This window comes from Stieleria neptunia, assembly GCF_007754155.1.
GTDB classification, from domain to species: Bacteria; Planctomycetota; Planctomycetia; order Pirellulales; family Pirellulaceae; genus Stieleria; species Stieleria neptunia.
Genome location: NZ_CP037423.1, coordinates 8,764,092 through 8,780,395, shown reverse-complemented (window position 1 = coordinate 8,780,395; position 16,304 = coordinate 8,764,092). Strand labels below are relative to the sequence as shown.

Annotated in this window: 15 protein-coding genes; 8 read left to right on the top strand and 7 right to left on the bottom strand. The window is 59.6% G+C overall.

Features of this window, described 5'->3' with window-relative positions; genetic code table 11:
• Window positions 1-256 precede the first annotated feature (256 nt).
• Window positions 257-523, top strand: coding sequence for a 50S ribosomal protein L28 (rpmB, locus tag Enr13x_RS30595; RefSeq protein ID WP_095737588.1), 267 nt, complete (start codon window positions 257-259; stop codon window positions 521-523).
• Between the two features lie 17 nt (window positions 524-540).
• Window positions 541-834 carry an Asp-tRNA(Asn)/Glu-tRNA(Gln) amidotransferase subunit GatC gene (gene gatC, locus Enr13x_RS30590; protein WP_145390721.1) on the top strand — a complete coding sequence of 98 codons (294 nt, stop codon included), beginning with the start codon at window positions 541-543 and terminating at the stop codon, window positions 832-834.
• A 215-nt stretch (window positions 835-1,049) separates the two neighbouring features.
• Here gatC and Enr13x_RS30585 read toward each other — a convergent pair whose 3' ends face one another.
• Window positions 1,050-1,922: a DUF1571 domain-containing protein gene (locus tag Enr13x_RS30585; protein ID WP_145390719.1), complete on the bottom strand. Its 873-nt coding sequence runs from the start codon at window positions 1,920-1,922 to the stop codon at window positions 1,050-1,052.
• Window positions 1,923-2,570: 648 nt separating this feature from the next.
• On the opposite strand from Enr13x_RS30585, the gene hemQ reads away from it, so the two are divergent.
• Window positions 2,571-3,410 carry a hydrogen peroxide-dependent heme synthase gene (gene hemQ, locus Enr13x_RS30580; protein ID WP_145390717.1) on the top strand — a complete coding sequence of 280 codons (840 nt, stop codon included), beginning with the start codon at window positions 2,571-2,573 and terminating at the stop codon, window positions 3,408-3,410.
• A 275-nt stretch (window positions 3,411-3,685) separates the two neighbouring features.
• On the opposite strand, the gene Enr13x_RS30575 is transcribed toward hemQ, so the two are convergent.
• Entirely contained in the window at window positions 3,686-4,594 is a 909-nt protein-coding gene (locus tag Enr13x_RS30575; protein ID WP_231743869.1) for a phosphoribosylaminoimidazolesuccinocarboxamide synthase, read from the bottom strand.
• Between the two features lie 250 nt (window positions 4,595-4,844).
• On the opposite strand from Enr13x_RS30575, the gene Enr13x_RS30570 reads away from it, so the two are divergent.
• The 3 genes from Enr13x_RS30570 to Enr13x_RS30560 are packed head-to-tail and all read left to right on the top strand — an operon-like array spanning window position 4,845 to window position 8,206.
• A complete protein-coding gene (locus Enr13x_RS30570) occupies window positions 4,845-6,341 on the top strand; it encodes an endo-1,4-beta-xylanase (protein ID WP_145390715.1) in 1,497 nt (498 codons plus the stop codon).
• A 10-nt stretch (window positions 6,342-6,351) separates the two neighbouring features.
• Entirely contained in the window at window positions 6,352-7,293 is a 942-nt protein-coding gene (locus tag Enr13x_RS30565) for an SMP-30/gluconolactonase/LRE family protein (protein ID WP_145390713.1), read from the top strand.
• Window positions 7,294-7,297: 4 nt separating this feature from the next.
• Window positions 7,298-8,206 carry a dihydrodipicolinate synthase family protein gene (locus tag Enr13x_RS30560; protein WP_145390711.1) on the top strand — a complete coding sequence of 303 codons (909 nt, stop codon included), beginning with the start codon at window positions 7,298-7,300 and terminating at the stop codon, window positions 8,204-8,206.
• A gap of 223 nt (window positions 8,207-8,429) precedes the next feature.
• Here Enr13x_RS30560 and Enr13x_RS30555 read toward each other — a convergent pair whose 3' ends face one another.
• From Enr13x_RS30555 to Enr13x_RS30540, 4 genes are all read right to left on the bottom strand, one after another.
• The gene (locus Enr13x_RS30555; RefSeq protein WP_145390709.1) at window positions 8,430-8,978 is read right to left on the bottom strand and encodes a gamma carbonic anhydrase family protein; all 549 of its coding nucleotides are present in this window, start codon (window positions 8,976-8,978) and stop codon (window positions 8,430-8,432) included.
• A 251-nt stretch (window positions 8,979-9,229) separates the two neighbouring features.
• The gene (locus Enr13x_RS30550; protein WP_145390707.1) at window positions 9,230-10,186 is read right to left on the bottom strand and encodes a hypothetical protein; all 957 of its coding nucleotides are present in this window, start codon (window positions 10,184-10,186) and stop codon (window positions 9,230-9,232) included.
• 76 nt (window positions 10,187-10,262) lie between these two features.
• Window positions 10,263-11,903 (bottom strand): BBP7 family outer membrane beta-barrel protein, encoded by a 1,641-nt coding sequence (locus Enr13x_RS30545; protein ID WP_145390705.1) that lies wholly within the window; start codon window positions 11,901-11,903, stop codon window positions 10,263-10,265.
• 335 nt (window positions 11,904-12,238) lie between these two features.
• Window positions 12,239-12,520 carry a hypothetical protein gene (locus Enr13x_RS30540; protein ID WP_231743868.1) on the bottom strand — a complete coding sequence of 94 codons (282 nt, stop codon included), beginning with the start codon at window positions 12,518-12,520 and terminating at the stop codon, window positions 12,239-12,241.
• A gap of 110 nt (window positions 12,521-12,630) precedes the next feature.
• On the opposite strand from Enr13x_RS30540, the gene Enr13x_RS30535 reads away from it, so the two are divergent.
• Both Enr13x_RS30535 and Enr13x_RS30530 read left to right on the top strand, forming a co-directional pair.
• Complete coding sequence (locus Enr13x_RS30535; RefSeq protein WP_145390703.1) at window positions 12,631-13,200, top strand: DJ-1/PfpI family protein; 570 nt, start codon at window positions 12,631-12,633, stop codon at window positions 13,198-13,200.
• Between the two features lie 84 nt (window positions 13,201-13,284).
• Window positions 13,285-14,199, top strand: a complete 915-nt coding sequence (locus Enr13x_RS30530; protein WP_145390701.1) for an alpha/beta hydrolase — start codon at window positions 13,285-13,287, stop codon at window positions 14,197-14,199.
• Between the two features lie 236 nt (window positions 14,200-14,435).
• Here Enr13x_RS30530 and Enr13x_RS30525 read toward each other — a convergent pair whose 3' ends face one another.
• Window positions 14,436-16,079: a vWA domain-containing protein gene (locus Enr13x_RS30525; RefSeq protein WP_145390699.1), complete on the bottom strand. Its 1,644-nt coding sequence runs from the start codon at window positions 16,077-16,079 to the stop codon at window positions 14,436-14,438.
• Window positions 16,080-16,304: the final 225 nt, after the last annotated feature.

Sequence of the window (16,304 nt, the reverse complement as noted above, 5' to 3'; positions counted from 1 at the left end):
GACGGGAAATGCGTCCGGGAAGGAGGCTTAGGAAGAGTTTTCGGCCGCCCGGACCTGGATCTTGAGAAATCTGCTCTCTTTCACTCAAGAAAGATTGGTGGGGGATTACTTCTTTCGCCCGATCCCTTGTGTTTGTATAGTCTTGACCCTTCGACGCATTTCCGGCGAAAGTCGAAGTCGATGACAACACAATAAGCAATCCAACGAACAAACCGGCTGAGGAGCCCCCACGCGATACGATGGGGGAAAAGGTGCCATGGCACGACAATGTGAAGTTTGCGGCAAGAAAGTGCAGATGGGCAATCGCATCGAAACTCGCGGTAAAGCGAAGTATTTGGGCGGTGTCGGTACAAAAATCACCGGAATCACCCGTCGCAAATTTGTCCCCAACCTGCAGAAGGTCCACGTGACGCTGCCCGACGGCGTCAACAAGTCGATGCGCGTTTGTGTGCAGTGCATTCGCAGCGGAGCGATTCGCAAGCGGGTGCACACCAAGCCGTTTGACGTCAGTGGCGCCAAATAGCTGACCGCGAGGAAGTCATGGCACTCTCTGCAGACGACGTCCGCAAGCTGGCCCTGCTGGCGCGGTTAGAAATTTCCGACGAAGAGGTCGAACATCTCGGCCCCCAGTTGGAAAGCATTCTCGGTTTCGTCGCAAAGTTGTCCGAGCTGGACACCAGCGATGTCGAGCCGATGACGACGGCGCTGGACGTCGATAACCGCTGGCGTCGTGACGAGATCACGCCGGGGCTGGATCGAGCCGCTGCCCTGGCCAATTCCCCGGCCGCAGACGACGAGTGCTTTCTCGTGCCGCCGGTCTTAGGATCGGCGTAGTGGATCTCTAATTAAAGATCCCCGGAACAATAGGTGGGATAGGCTTCCAGCCTGTCATCGCGAAAACGACAGGCTGGAAGCCTATCCCACAATCAATTCCTGTCACTTGTTGTTCCGAAGTTCCTGACGATTCCCCACGGAACGATGGTTCACCGGATCCACTGCCCGGGAATTGGGCTGCGGAGAGGCGCCCGGCGTCAGGGGGCGGTCGGCGATCAATAAAAATTGTACTTCGAGTTGTTCGGATCGAAGTCCGCGTCGGTCAAGCCGACGTTCAGCTTCAAGTTCAAGTAGTTGTACTCTTCGATCACCGACAGCTTCTCTTGGCCCGGCGCGGGCCAATCGTAGGCCACGTAGCGGATCGGCACATTCAGTTCTTCGTCCATGTACACCTTGGCCTGATAGAACAGCAGGTCCGGTCGCGGTGTGGGCTGGGTGACGGTCAGCAACATGCAGGGGCGGTCGTTGACCTTGATGCCGGTTCGCATCTCGGCTTTGACGTCCGGCAGTTGTTTGGCTTGCTCGCCCCGCTCGATCAGTTTGACGAGCAGATTTTCCAGGCCGATCTCCGTCATCGGGTACCGCTGCCCGCGCATGGCCAGCGTACCGGTCGGCGGCAGATTGACCGTCGGCAGAAAGCGTCCTTTGAATCCGCCTTCGTGTGCGATCAGATTTCCGTTGTTCTGGCCTTCCACGTACAGCACTTCGCGGCCCTTGATGCTGGCCGGTTTGACGAAGCTCAAGTAGACGCTGAGCGGTTGGACGATCTGGTTGTCGACGACCTTTCGGCAGCGAATTTTCGCCGACATGTATTCGTGCGGGCCGAGCGTGTCGCCGATCCGTTCCCGTTTGATCAAGAGCGCCGTGTAGTCATTGATGGTGCTTTTGCAGTTCGCCAAGCTCCGGCGGGCCCGCATCAGTGCCTCGTCGAGTGCCGAGAGTTTGACCGGGGGGCTGGGGGCCAGGCTGGCCGCGTTGGCCACGCGATGGACCGGTTCAACCAAGTGGGGCGGCGTGGCGAACGATTGTTCGGCAGCGGAGGTCGCTGCGAGTGAGCCCAGAAGGGCGAGAAATTGACGTCGTTGCATCTCGATTGCTTCCTTGCGCGTGCGTCGGACGACCGGAAAAAAGGACGGCCTTGGTGATCGTATCGCCGCAGATGCTACGTGAAGATGAGGAGTTCCACTGGCAGGCAATCATCCGGAGCAATCGTCGTACTCGTTGCCGAGCGTTTCGACCGGACCAACACAATCAGATTAAAGGAGCCGTTTCCGCTCGGGATGCTGCTTGAGCCTTGGGTGGGATCACTGTTAACGAAAAAGTCGATGATTCCGCTAGAGGGATCTGATTTTTCCTCAAGGATTCCGGTTCGCCCCGTGATTCACACCACAGCACGTGGCGTCAGCCAGTGAAGCATTTTGTTAGCGGTAGGGCGCGAGCCCTCCGGTCTTTCACGCTGTTTTTAAAGCGCAACCGGACGGCTCGCGGGCTGTCGGTTTCGTGAGCCGCGGGCGCGTCAGCGGCCGGGCACTGCGACGCCCGCCCGAGGCCTTACGGCCAGCGGCTCACCATGGACTCAGCAGATCCCGGCTCAATCGACAGCCCGCCGGCGCGATCGGCGACGGTTGAGTCGTCCAAGGGTACGGGGCTTGCGCGCGAGCGGCAAAGCTGGGATAATCGACCGATCGCCTTCGAGGTTGCCTTTCTTTCCCCCCGCCCAACTGCGTTTTTCACCTATGTCCGGTCGTCCCAGTCCACACGCCGCCCCGCTTCCCGAACCCTCGACCATTCCGGAAAACGGATGGCATTGCGGTCACTTCTTTTATCGATTTCGCCGCGAAGCGATGGCGACGCCGTTGACGCCGGAATGTGTGACGCAATTCCGCGCGGCGTTGTCGCCGCCGGATGATGCCGCCCCGGAGCGGATCGCCAGCTATTGGATCAGTGGCCACGAGGCTGATTTTGGCGTGGTCGTCATGGACCCTGACCCGGCGAAGGTCGATGCGATTCACCAATCGTTGGTCGCCCCGCCGCTGGGCCAATTCGTCGAAGGGGTTTGGTCGTTCGTCTCGATCAGCGAAGTCAGCGAATATGTTCCGACGATCGAGCGATTCAGGGATCGATTGATTGGCGAAGGGGCTGATCCGGAATCGGACGAGCTGAAAGCCAAGGTGGCGGCCTATGAGCGACGTTTGCCGATGATGAACGAGCAGCGTTTGCGTCCCGAGATTCCCGAGTGGCCGGCGGCGTGTTTTTATCCGATGAACAAGAGCCGCGTGCCGGGCGCCAACTGGTTCACCGAACCGTTCAGCCATCGCAACAAGATGATGGCCGAGCACGCCCAAAGCGGGATCGCGTTTGCCGGCAAGGTGTCTCAGTTGATCACCGTCGGTGTCGGCTTGGATGACTGGGAATGGATGGTCACGCTGTGGGCGCGGAATCCGGACTACTTGAAGGACATCGTCTACAAGATGCGTTTTGACATCGCCAGTGCCAAGTACGCGGAGTTCGGCCCCTTCTATGTGGGCTATCGCGCGGACGCCGACGAGATCTTAGATCACTGCAAGGTCCGCTAGTGCTTCGTCAACTTTTATACTTACGGTACCGCGGAAAAGGGGTCAGGTACCAAAAATGCGAAGCACCCTGCGGGCCATTTGGTTTTTGGTACCTGACCCCTTTTCCGCTCGACAAACGCAGGCTCGAAAATTGAAAGCTGACAAAGCACTAGTGCTCTGTCAGTCATTACGAGCGGGCGGTAGAGAAGTGGGATAGGCTTCCAGCCTGTCGACGCTGGCATGACAGGCTGGAAGCCTATCCCACATGACAGGCTGGAAGCCTATCCCACGCGCCACTATGCCAATCGTTCGAACGCTTCGCGATACTTGGCCGCGGTTTGCCAAATGATGTCGTCGGGCAGCTTCGGCGGATCACTTTGTTTATCCCAGCCGCATTGCGACAGCCACTCTCGGACGAATTGTTTGTCGAACGAGGGCTGGGCGGCGCCGGGGGCGTAAACCGATTCGTCCCAGAAACGTGACGAGTCGGGCGTCAGGACTTCGTCGATCAAGACAACCTCGCCGTCGACCAAACCGAATTCAAACTTGGTGTCGGCGATCAGGATCCCGCGCGAGCGGGCGTGGTCGGCAGCGGCGGAGTAGATCTTGAGCGTTTCGGCGCGCAGGCGCAGTGCCAGATCGCTGCCCAGGTCCGCGATCATCCGCCCGATGCTGACGTTCTCATCGTGGCCTTCTTCGGCCTTCGTTGCCGGGGTAAAGATCGGTTCGGGAAGTCGATCGCATTGGCGCAACCCCGCGGGAAGCTTGTTGCCACAGACTTCGCCGGTCTGCTGGTATTCCAGCCAGCCGCTGCCTTCCAGGTACCCCCGCGCCACGCATTCGAAGGGCACCACGTCTGCTTTTTCGACCACCATGATGCGGCCTTCCAGCGGGCCGGTGTCAAAGGATGCGGATAAATCCGGGGGGACGGCCGTCGATTTCAGGTGATGTCGGATGCCCAGGTGGTTGAACCAGAACGCGCTCATCTGCGTCAGCAAGCGACCCTTGTCGGGGATCCCACATGGCAAAATGAAGTCGAACGCACTGATGCGATCGGTGCTGACGACCAGTAAATCGTCGCCCAAGTCGTACAGGTCGCGGACTTTCCCGCTTTTTCGTGGCAGCGGCAACTGCGTCGTCAGCAAGGCTCCGGCATCGTCGAATTCGTACAGCGATTCGGGGGGCGATTCAGCGGGCTGCGTCACGGCGATTTTTCGGGGTTGGGGGTGGTCTTTTGTTCCCGCGTCGGCCTCCGGCTGCGGGACCGGCGATCGGACAGGCGTATTGTCGAGAATCCGACGCGGCTCACAACCAGTGGCGTTTCGGGACGACCGGGCCGCTATGGTCGCAAGCGGCACGATCAGTCGGTAAACTGGCGTCCGATTCCGGATTCTGCCAGTCTGGATGTTGACCTTTGCCTCTTCCATCCCGCAACCGGATTGTTTGGCCCGCACCATGGGGCAATTTCATTTCGCTGTCCCATCCGATTCGACCCAGTTGTTGAAACAAACGCTGTGGAAAGATGCGTACATCTGCGGCATCGAAGGTGTACCGTGGGAATGCAAGAACAGCGTCAAGGGAGGCGTTCTTTCGATATCTCGACCGGTCGACACGTCGGGAAAGCTGTATTTGACCTGTCCGACCAAGGGGCTCGGTTATCGCACGCTGTCGACCTGTTCGTTGATGCCTCAGGAGCAACCGCATTTGCTGTACCTGGAACTGGCCCGGGGTAGTTGTTATCGGGCACGGGAACAGTCCAGCAATTGGGAACGGGCGGGGCTGTCGCTGGGGGATCGATTCCCCGAGTTGGTGGCGCGGGGCACGTCGCAGTTTCTCGATGCGGCCGAGGCCCGGTCGGATCTTCAGGAGTGTTCGCGACACGCCTTGCAGGCCATCGCCACGCTCGAACAAGCGATCGCCGATCTCGGTGAATCGTTCGCACTCCAGTCGATCGCCTATCGCAAGCAGCGTGAACCGCAACTCGGCACGCTGTTGGCCGGCAGTGTGATTCCGCCGTCTCCGACACGCTCGGCACTGAGCGCGCGTTTCCAGAAAGCGTTCAACTGCGCGGCGGTCCGGCTGAACTGGGGGACGATCGAGTCCGACGCGGGGCGTTTCGAGTTTGAGGCCAGCGATCGAACGATTCAATGGTGCGTCGAACGCGGGATTCGTGTCTTGGCGGGGCCGCTGATCGACTTTCGCAAACAGCTGATGCCGCCGTGGATGTATTTGATCGAAGACAACTTTGATTCCTTTGTTCAGTCGATCACGCAGTACACGCAACGTGTCGTGGAACGCTATCGCGGCTCGGTGCAGCTCTGGAATTGTGCCGCGGGTTTGAATACACCCGGGCCGATCGCCTTGGACGACGAGCAAGTCATGCGGCTCGCGGTCGCCGTTCTGCAAACCGTTCGCCGCATCGATCCCAATACGCCGGCGATCATTTCGTTCGATCAGCCGTTTGGCGAATACCTGGCAAAGCACCGCGACGGAATATCGGCTTTGCACTTTGCCGATGCGCTCGCCCGCAGCGGGCTGGGAATGGCCGGCGTCGGGTTGGATGTTCGATTAAATTATTCCAGCGACGCGACGTTGCCCCGATCGGCGCTCGACTTTGGTCAAATGATCGATCGCTGGGCGACGTTGGGGATGCCGATGCTGGTACAGCTGACGATTCCCGGCGGGTGCGGCGAAGACGAGAAAGCGATGTCCAAACAATCGCCGTTGATCACCGGTACGAATCGATTGGAGTTGTCCGCCAATCAGCTTCGGACCGCCGGACCGATCGTCCGCACCCTGCTCGCCAAGCACGTGGTGCATGGGATCGTTTGGGACGGCTGGGCGGACAACGAACCGCACGTGCAAAGCCACTCCGGCGTGATCGATTCGCTCGGCGTGCCGCGACCGATGTTGGATTATTTTGAACGGCTTCGACATGAACTTCTAACCTGAGACGACCACAATGAAACTGAATTTTGTGCTCTGTTTGATGATCGTTGGTTTCGGTCTGGTGGCGTTTGAGTCTCCACCTGCGTTGGCTCAAGACAACTCGGCTCAAGACGACTCGTCAACGACCATCAAGCCGACCGGCAAGGTCGAATTGATTCGAGACGGATTCGCGTTCACCGAAGGCCCGGCCTGGGAACCGAAATCCAAATCGCTGTTGTTCACCGACATTCCCAACTCCGCCATCCACCGGCTGAGCGCCGACGGGTCGATCAGCCTGTTCACCGGTGACTCCAAGCACACCAACGGCATCCTGATCCCCAGCGATGGACGCATCTTGGCCTGTCAGATGGACGGGCAAGTGGTCCGCTATGACGAACATGCAAGCGCGACCGTGTTGGCGTCCCAGTACGACGGCAAACGATTCAACGCACCCAACGATTTGACCGTTGATGGCCAGGGCGGCATCTATTTCACCGACCCGCTGTTCCGCGCCCCGACACCGCTGCCGCAAACCGTCCAAGCGGTCTATTACATCGCCGCCGACGGCACGGTCTCTCGCGTCACCGAGGGTTTGGCCGCGCCCAACGGCATCGGCATGTCGCCCGACCGAAAACGTCTTTATGTCTGCCCCAGCCAACAGGCCGAGATGCTGGTTTATGAAGTGACCGGGCCGGGGAAGTTGTCCCCGCCGAAAACGTTTTGCACCGTTGAACAACCCGAAGGACAATCGGGAACCGGCGCCGACGGGATCGCGTTGGATGTTCAAGGCAATGTTTACATCACCACCCACATCGGTGTGCAGATTTTTTCGCCCGCCGGAAAGCAGATCGGCGTCGTCTCGTTTCCCCAGCAGCCGGCCAACGTCTGCTTCGGCGGCGATGATTGGAAAACCATGTTTGTGACCGCTCGCAGCGGTTTGTACCGAGTCACCATGCCGATCCCCGGATTGCACTGATACCATGCTCACCAGTTCGTTTGATCCCAGCCATCTGGCTGAAAGTGTTTTCGCCGTGCCGCCGCTTGCGCGTGACGGCGATGGCGAAGTTTGTTCGGTCGAGAATGCGAAACTGATTCGGTTTCTCGAAGCCGGCGGAATTCGTTCGTTGTTGTACGGTGGAAACGCCGTCTTCTATCACATGCGGCTCAGCGAGTACGCCAAGACGCTGACGATGCTCAGCGAAACCGCCGGCGACCAGACCACCGTCGTGCCCTCGATCGGCCCGGCCTACGGTTTGGCCGTCGATCAAGTCGATATCTTGCGCGAGTATGACTTCGCCACCGCGATGTTGCTGCCCGCACGTGATGTCGTGGACCAACAAGGGATCGCGACCGGCATTCGTCTGCTGGCCGAACGCTTCGGCAAACCCCTCGTGTTGTACTTGAAATTTGATCGCTGGTTGGACGCCCAATGGGTCGAGGCGTTGCACCGTGACGGTGTGATCTCGTGGATCAAGTACGCCGTCGTTCGGGATGATCCCAGCCAAGACGATTATCTCAATGAAATCCGTGACGTCTTTCCGGCCTCGCGGATGGTCAGCGGAATCGGCGAACAACCCGCCATCGTGCACCTCCGCGACTTCGGCATCACCGGATTCACCAGTGGATGCGTCTGCGTCGCGCCGGCTCGCAGCATGGAGATGCTCCACGCGATCCAGGCCGGCGACTTTGAAACGGCCGAGTCGATTCGGCAGTGGTTCTTGCCGCTGGAGGATTTGCGCAACACGTACAGCCCGATACGCGTGTTGCATCACGCCGTCGCCGAAGCCGGCATCGCGGCGACCGGTCCGCTGCTGCCGATGCTCAGCGACCTCGAGGAGTCCCTGGTCGCCAAGATCCGCGACGCCGTCGCCGGCCTGACCGTGGGGTAAGCTTCCAGCTTGCCAATCCAAGTGGAGAAAGCTTCCAGCTCGCCTCTGGTCAATGGGCTGGGAACAGCCAGCGGAAATCGGTCGACAGGAAAATTGGTGACAAGAAAATGACGTGGTTCCGATCAGGCTTCCTGGTTGCTCTTCCTTAATTTTCTTGTCATCGATTTTCTTGTCTGTTCTCCAGCCTTGGCACTCCCCCGGCGCAACTCAAGGCCTGTTTGCGTCACTGATCTTCCGCTTCGGCCAGATATCGATCTTTCATTTTCACGTAGTGGGCCGGTGAGTAGAGGAAGAAGCGGACTTCTTTTTCGCTGACGGGGCGAAGTTGTCGGCAAGGGTTGCCCACGTACACAAAACCGCTCTCGAGTGTCTTGCCGGGCGGCACGATACAACCGGCCCCGACAATGACTTCGTCGGGGATCACGGCGCCATCGTTGACCACCGCTCCGTTGCCGATCAGGACGCGGTTTGCGACCGTGCAGCCATGCAGGATCGCACGGTGGCCGATCACCACGTCGTCGCCGATCGTCAGCGGCCAACCGCCGGGATTGAAATCGCCGTCATGGGTGGTGTGCAGCACGGCGGTGTCTTGCACATTGCTGCGAGCGCCGATCTTGATCGGCTGCATGTCACCGCGGATGACCGCTCCGGGCCAGACGGAGGCATCATCGCCCAACACAACGTCGCCGATCACCGTGGCTGCCGGGTCGACATAGACGCGTTGGCCAAGACGTGGCGTGATCCCACCAAACGAGCGAATCGATAGCGACATGAAAGTTAGCACTCCACGGGCAGGGAAACAGAACAAGTCCGACCGAGTTTACCGGATCCGCGATCGGGCAAGGTCTGGGGGGATGGCAGAAAAATGGTGGGCAGGAAAATGGGTGACAAGAAAATGACTCGGACCTGATCCGGTCCTCGCGGCAGCGTTTTTCTTGTTTTCTTGTCGTCAATTTTCTTGTCTTGATTCCTCCGCTGGCATTTTTCTGCCCACCATTTTTCTGCCCACCCCGTTTCGACGCATCAGGCGGCGGCGCGGCCGTTTTGGCGGAGTCGCAGTTCTTCGTTTTGCAGCAGGTTGCGGTGGGATTCGCCGCCCAGGGCGGCTTCGACGCGGCGATTGACGCTTTTTCGCATGGCGCGGTGGTAACCGACCGATGCGGCGAATAGCGTGACCAGATTGACGAACGAGGACTGTGTGGTCAGCGGGTGGGCGTCCAAGACCAGATGGCTGTCGCTGCCGAAGGAGAAGAGTTTGCCATCGATTTCGCCGATCCCTTGTCCGTCGGCTTCGATTTCAAAGTCGGCTCCGATCGAAAACCAATGCCGGCGCAGCATCAGGTTCCACATGCGTTCGCCGTCGTGATAGCAGAAACTGAACAGCGACGGGATGCGAAAGGTGCGATGGTTCTGTTGCACGTACGTGACCAGATCATTGCGCGAGAGCATCGCGGCCATCGTCAGCAGAGATTTTCCGGTGCCGATCGAATTGTGGACTTCCGTCGCCGTGACTTCTTCGATCGTGCCGACCCAGCGGACGCGATCACCGGTGGTGCGAAACAATTTCAAGACCAGGCGACGCGTTTGAATGTCGTCGCATTGCATCTGCATGATCTCGTCTTCGGCCAATTGGTCGTCGAGCTTCTGTTTCTGCTTCGCGTTCAATCGACCGGAGCGTTTGATCGAACGTTTCAGCTCATTGCGACGTTTGTCTTTCATCGCCTCCAGACAACTGTGCATTTCCTCATCGTCCGGTTTCCAGACGTCGGTCCGCACCCCGACCAGATGCGTTTTTTCCCAATCACCGGTTTCCTGGTCCAGGGTGTTGACCGTTCCGACGCAATCCATGTGCGTGGTGAAGTGATTGGTGTCAGCCGTTTTCAGCTTTTGCAGGAACTCGACGTTGCTGGGATGCACTCCCGGCAAGGCCCACATGTCCACAAAGCGTTGGCATCCCGTAGGCTCCTTGGCCGCCATCATTCCATTCCTTTGGGAGAGAAAAAGGTGTCCGACACCTTTTTGGTTGACTGGGTGCTTTGGGGTGTTCGGGGTGGGGTCAGTAGATGTACGCCAGACCGAAGTGGATGCCTTGGACGTAGAATGTCCCGTGCCGGAAGTTCGACGTGGGGCGTTGTGCACCGACGGCAGGGTCGGCCAGGTTGACGGACAGGTTGGGATCGATCACGCCACTGAGTTCCAAGGCGTCGGTCATTGCGATGATGTGATAGCCGAAGGTGACGTCGAAACAGGGGTACTTTTGCCAGCCGAGTGTGAAGTCCAGTTCGGGGACCCAGCCGAAGGTGTTGTCGCTGTGCGTCCCCGAATTCGTCGAGCGGACCAGAATGCCGTTGGGGTCGGTCGCATTGTTGCCGTCGATACTCGTGAACGTGCTGCCGGCCAATACGGCTCGTCGGCGGATCGATCCGAAGCCGATTTTTGCCAGCGTGCTGAACGACCAACAGCCTTCGCGGTAATGGGTCGCGACGCCGAGCTGGCCGCCGTGGAAATCATTCTCCACGTCGAACGAATCCGAAGTCGCCAAGACGGATCCGATCGGCCGAACACCGTCGCTGAGCGCGGTGGCGCGGTCTGCGATCGTCAGTGATTGATCCATCCCCATGTACTGGTAGCCGTACAACAAATCGACCGTCGCACCTTGGCGTTTGTACCACAGTTGGCGAATCGAGACGTCGGCTCCGAAGGTGTTGCTGTCGGCGCGGATGCTCAGTTCGCCGCTGGCTTCACCCGGCGTCGCGATGATCCGCGTGTCGTCGATCGGGACCACGCCATCGGTGACATTGAAGAACGGGCGGACGAGTGTCGTGTGCGTGTTTTGATTGGCGTTGAATCCGTAGGTTTGTTCTCCGGCGAACCAGCCTCGAGCGACGATGTTGCGGTCCATGTAATCGTCCAGCCAAGCACCGACGGTCAGACGCCCGCCCGCGGTCATGTCTTTGAAAACCGTTTCGCGACCGGCAAAGATTTGCGTGTCGGTATCGTCCAAGGTGCCATCGGATGCCAGGGCGGGCAGGCGATCGCCCGAGCGAAACATCAACAACAACTCGACCGACCCGAACCAGTCATTCGCCGACAGCCCGAGACGACCCAGCGGGCCGCATCCGATCGCATCGCATCCGCCGTCGCAGGATGCCCCGTCACAGAACTGCGAATCGCAGCCGCCGTCAAACACCTCACCGGCGAATCCGTATGGCGATGCATCGACGGTGTGGGGCATCGGCGGTGGCAGCGGAACATGGGCGCCGCCGCTGCGGCAGGATTCACACGAGCAGGTTTGAACCGCCTGGTGCTGCGGATCGACGTTCACGTGTCGTTGGTTGGAGGTTTCATAGCTGACCGTCTGCACCGTCGCTCCGTTTTCTGACAGCACGACCGGGTCCGGCAAGGACGCTTCGGTGACGACAGGTTCGGCGCGGCGGCGCGGCTGTGGGAGCGCGTCCAATGGTGCGTCGACCAGCCCGCTATGTTGTTCGCCGGCTTGTTCGCTGCGATCGGCCTGCGTGACCGTCACGGTTTCAAGGTGGTGGGTTTCAAGCACCGGCGGTTGATAGGTGCTTCGGTCGGGTTGCTTGCGGCGGATCGTGCGATCGCCGCCGAGGGCGCCCGTGGCGCAGTGGAACACACCGACAGCAAGAAAGCAGGTCACAAACGCGAAACGTCGAAGTGCGTCTTGAATCATGAGGATTCCAGATATTGCATCAGGTCAATGGATGGTCGCCGTTGATTGGCGCCGTTGAGTGGCGCCGTAAATTAACGCCGTGCACGCGCGGATTTTCGCCGACACCGCGCCCGGTAGTAGGCTTTTTCGACATTGACGGTTCGTCTGATTAAGGAATCTTGGCAAACTTTGCGGATTGGCGAGGGTCGGCCGGTTCTTGTTGTTCGCTCAGGCCGCCGGCGCCCTCACCCCCCCTGCCCGCGGGCCGTCCGGTTGCGCCGTGAATGACCGGAGGGCTCGCGCCCTACCGCTAACGGAAAACACCCCGCTTGGCGTCAAAGTAAGTGGTCTTCCGATCAATTCCCTCGGAACCCGTCGGTGCGACGCACCGTCGTCCCGAGGAAGATTTGCTGGATCGGTCGCGTCGCGATGCCGCGGCTGGATTGGTCCAATAGACGCACCGTGTTGCCGTAGACATGCAGCAGACGACCCGGGCGTTGCTCGATGGGCATCGATTTGATTTTCGTCCGGTAGTCACCGGTCGGCAGAATGATCGGGCTCCAGCCCGTCGGAGAGGTCGCCGAGGTGGTGGTGATGGAGGTGATCAGCAGTGTGCTCAGAAGGATTGCGTATCGCATAAACGTATTCCCCGGTTTAAATTTCAATGCCACTCTAGGTTACGATTCCGATCCGAAAATCGGCCTGGGGCGGAAAAATCAGGACTCCACCAACCGCAAGGCAAATTCAAATGGGCAAGAAGATTTTGATGATCGTCGGGGACTATGTCGAGGATTACGAGGCGATGGTCCCGCTGCAGATCCTGCAAACGATGGGTCACGCCGTCGACACGGTCTGTCCCGACAAATCGCCCGGCGACACGGTGGCGACGGCGATCCATGATTTCGACGGGGACCAGACCTACAGCGAAAAACCCGGGCACCGCTTCGCCATCACCGCCGATTTTTCTGCGGTCGACGTCGCGGACTACGACGCCTTGGTGGTCCCGGGCGGCCGGGCGCCGGAATACCTGCGTCTCAACGACCGGGTGTTGGAGATTGTCAAGCAATTTGACGTCGAAAAGAAACCGATCGCCGCGATCTGTCACGGCCCGCAAATCCTCGCCGCGGCAGGCGTCTTGGTCGGAAAAGACTGCAGTTGCTACCCTGCGGTGCAGTTCGAAGTCACCGCCGGGGGTGGGAAATATGTCGAGCCGGCCGCGACGATGGATTCGGCTCACACGCACGGACACCTGGTCAGCGCACCGGCCTGGCCGGCCCATCCTGCCTGGATGCGGGCCTTTTTAGAGCTTCTCAATTAGGCATTGAGGGCCGTTTCAGCGCATAATAGAGGGAAATGAGCAAACCGAGATTGCCGACCGAGAGTATCTGCCCAGGAGTTTAGAATGCGCCGTCTGTCCGTACGAGTTGTCATCTTTGCGTTCACACTGACGTTGTTGACGCAGTCGACTCTCTCCGCACAAGGTCCTCGGAAGAAGGTGGATCCGCCGCCTCCGCCGGGGCCCGTCAAATTGCCGACCAAGGACGGTTTGGAACTGAGCGGATATTATTTCGGTTCCAACAAAGGCAAGGCGGCGATCCCGGTGATGATCGTCCATGAGTGGAAAGGGCAAAAGGCTCCCTACGGCAAGCTGTGCGTCGCACTCCGCGATGCCGGCTGCGCCGTCTTGGCGCTCGACTACCGCGGGCACGGCGGATCGCGTGAGTACACCGATCCACGTGGTGAAACCCAAGAGTTCGATTTGGAACGGATGCGAAAGCAACACGTGATGGCGATCGTCAAGTACGACTTGGATGCGGCCAAAGCGTTCTTGGAAAAGGAAAACAACGAGGGAAAGTTGAATTTGAACGCGCTGGTCGTCATCGGCATCCGCGAAGGCTGTGTGTTAGCCGCCGGTTGGACGCAACGCGATTGGAGTTTTGTGCCCGTCGGGACACGCAAGCAAGGCCAAGACGTCAAAGCCCTGGTGCTGGTGTCGCCGGAACGATTGTTGAAGGGGGTCCCGATCGAAACCTCGATCGCGGTTCCCACCGTCGCCTCACTGCCGATCATGATGGTTGTCGGTGAAGGCTCCGCGGAGCAGAGCGACACCGATCGAATCTACAAGCGTGTCGAGGCGGCCAAAAAGAAACTCAGCGGAGGCAAGGATCCGCAAGGGCTGGAATTGCTACAGGTCAAGCAGCCGTTGGGAGGCCCCTTCTTGGTCAACGAATCGGCCAAGGTGATCCCCGAGATCGTCAAGTTTGTCACCTCGCAAGTGCCGATCAGCGAAACCGACAACCCCTGGATCGAACGCTAGTGCTTTGTCAGCTTTCAATTTTCGAGCCTGCGTTTGTCGAGCGGAAAAGGGGTCAGGTACCAAAAACCAAATGGCCCGCAGGGTGCTTCGCATTTTTGGTACCTGACTTCTTTTCCGCGGTACCCTAAGAATAAAAGTTGACGAAGCACTAGGCCGTCGCCACACGACGTGGCGTAAGCTTCCAGCTTGCGATTCCCACAGCGCAAGCTGGAAGCTTACGCCACTTTCCATCAACGTCATTCGTTCGGTTTGGGGACATACCGGTATTGGCCGCCGTTCTGTTTGGCGATCCGCCGCATCCGACTCTCGCCTTCTCGGCTGTGATAGCCGATCGTGTGCACGATGCTGATCGGGCCGTCGTCGCCGAACAGATTGTCGACGCGATTGATCTCCGCCAACAGGTCCTCGATCCGCTGGGGGAACTCACCGTCGGACAACAGAAAGATCACGTCCGGATTCAGTTCCAGCGCAAACGGCAAGGCGTCATAGGGCGCCCGGCCACGATCCATCTTGATCCTCATCGCCCACCGCTGCAGCCTCTGCTTGTTCTCGGCCGTCGCGTAAACGCTCCGGGGCTCGTCTTGGTCGGCAGACGACAATCGCATGTAATCCGGTTCGGCGTCGAAAAAGATGACGTAAAAACGTTGATCGGGTTTCAGCAAGCGAATCGATTGCAACAACGCCGCGCGCGCCGATTCAAACGCGTCGCCCATGCTGCCGCTGCTGTCGACCAAATAGACAAAGTGGTTGCCGCCGCCGTCGACGCCGCAAAAGCTCATCGTCGCATCGGAATCGGATTTCAATGACATCGCTGTCATGCTGGTCACGTCGCGCCGGATCATCGACTCGATCAGCGGGGTCGGCGGTGCCGGCGGTGCATCGCTGATCAAATCGACCACGGAAATCTCGCCGATGTCGCTGATCTCATCCTCCAACTCGCTCGGTGTCGGTTCGTGCGGCGTCGGCGGCAGCTCGGGGGTTTCGATCGAGAGCGATTCGATGGCCAATTCTTCCGTCTCGGCGACCGAACCGGCGATCGCGATCTGGTCTCCCGGTGGCGGCGATGCCAGCGTGAAGAACGCCAGCGCGAGCAAGATCAAGCCGTGGAACACCGCGCTGAGCAACCAGGCGGCAGGCTTGCGTCGTCGCGGCGGAGGGTCGGACGCCGTGGTGGCCAGATCGATGTGCTCCGCCGGATCCGAACGCCGCGGCGGCGATGTTTTCGATCGTTTGGTGTTTGACGGTTTGGTGTCCCCCGGGGCAATCCGCGAGCCCAGCTTCGGCGAGCCCTGCTTTAGCGAGTCCAGCGAACAGGTCCCGTGCGAGTCGCTGCCTGATGCGTCGCTGCCTGATGCGTCGCTGCCTGATGGAGCGACGACCGCGAGATCGAGCGCGTCTTGCACCTGGTTCCAGTTTTCAAAGCGTCGGCTGGTGGGATTGGGGCGAAATCCGGTCTCGCCCCGGGCAAGATCGGATTCATCGCGGTGATCGTCCGCCTCGGGCGGACCGTGGCGGTAGATCGTCGCGGCTTTGGGTGGCCGTCTGCGTGGAGAATCGAAGGCAGAACGCGCGCGACCCGCTGTGGGGAGTGGCCCGGCAGTCGGTCCCGGCGGCTGCGGGGAATCGGCCAGGTGAGCGACGCGCGTCGCCGATTCCAGATCGGCGACGTCGTCGTGTTCCAGGCATTCGCGAAGCCGCTGAATCTGCAATTCCAACTCGGCCGCTTGAGCATCCAACCGCGCCGCGTCGGCTTGGCAGCGGATCTTGTCGAGTTCCAGTTCCAGTTCACGCAGCTGCTGGCGATTGGTTTGATCCGGGGGCGGCTCGGGCGACGCCTTGGGGGAATGATTCAACGGGGGAGCGTTCGGCAACTCGGACATTTCAGCGATTCGGTTGCGTTCGAAGAAAGTGCGCTGGCGACAAGAGTTGCCTTTTATCGCCCCCTGATCGTCGACTTGCAAGTGCGTCGCTGGCGGGGGTGAGGAAATCGTTGGATCGGACCGGTGTGATGGTCGTTCGTGCACCACGTGCCGGTCGCTAGCCAGCGTGTCGATCGAATCGGGATGTGCGGAGTCAATGGTGAGCCGCTGGCCGTAAGGCCTGTC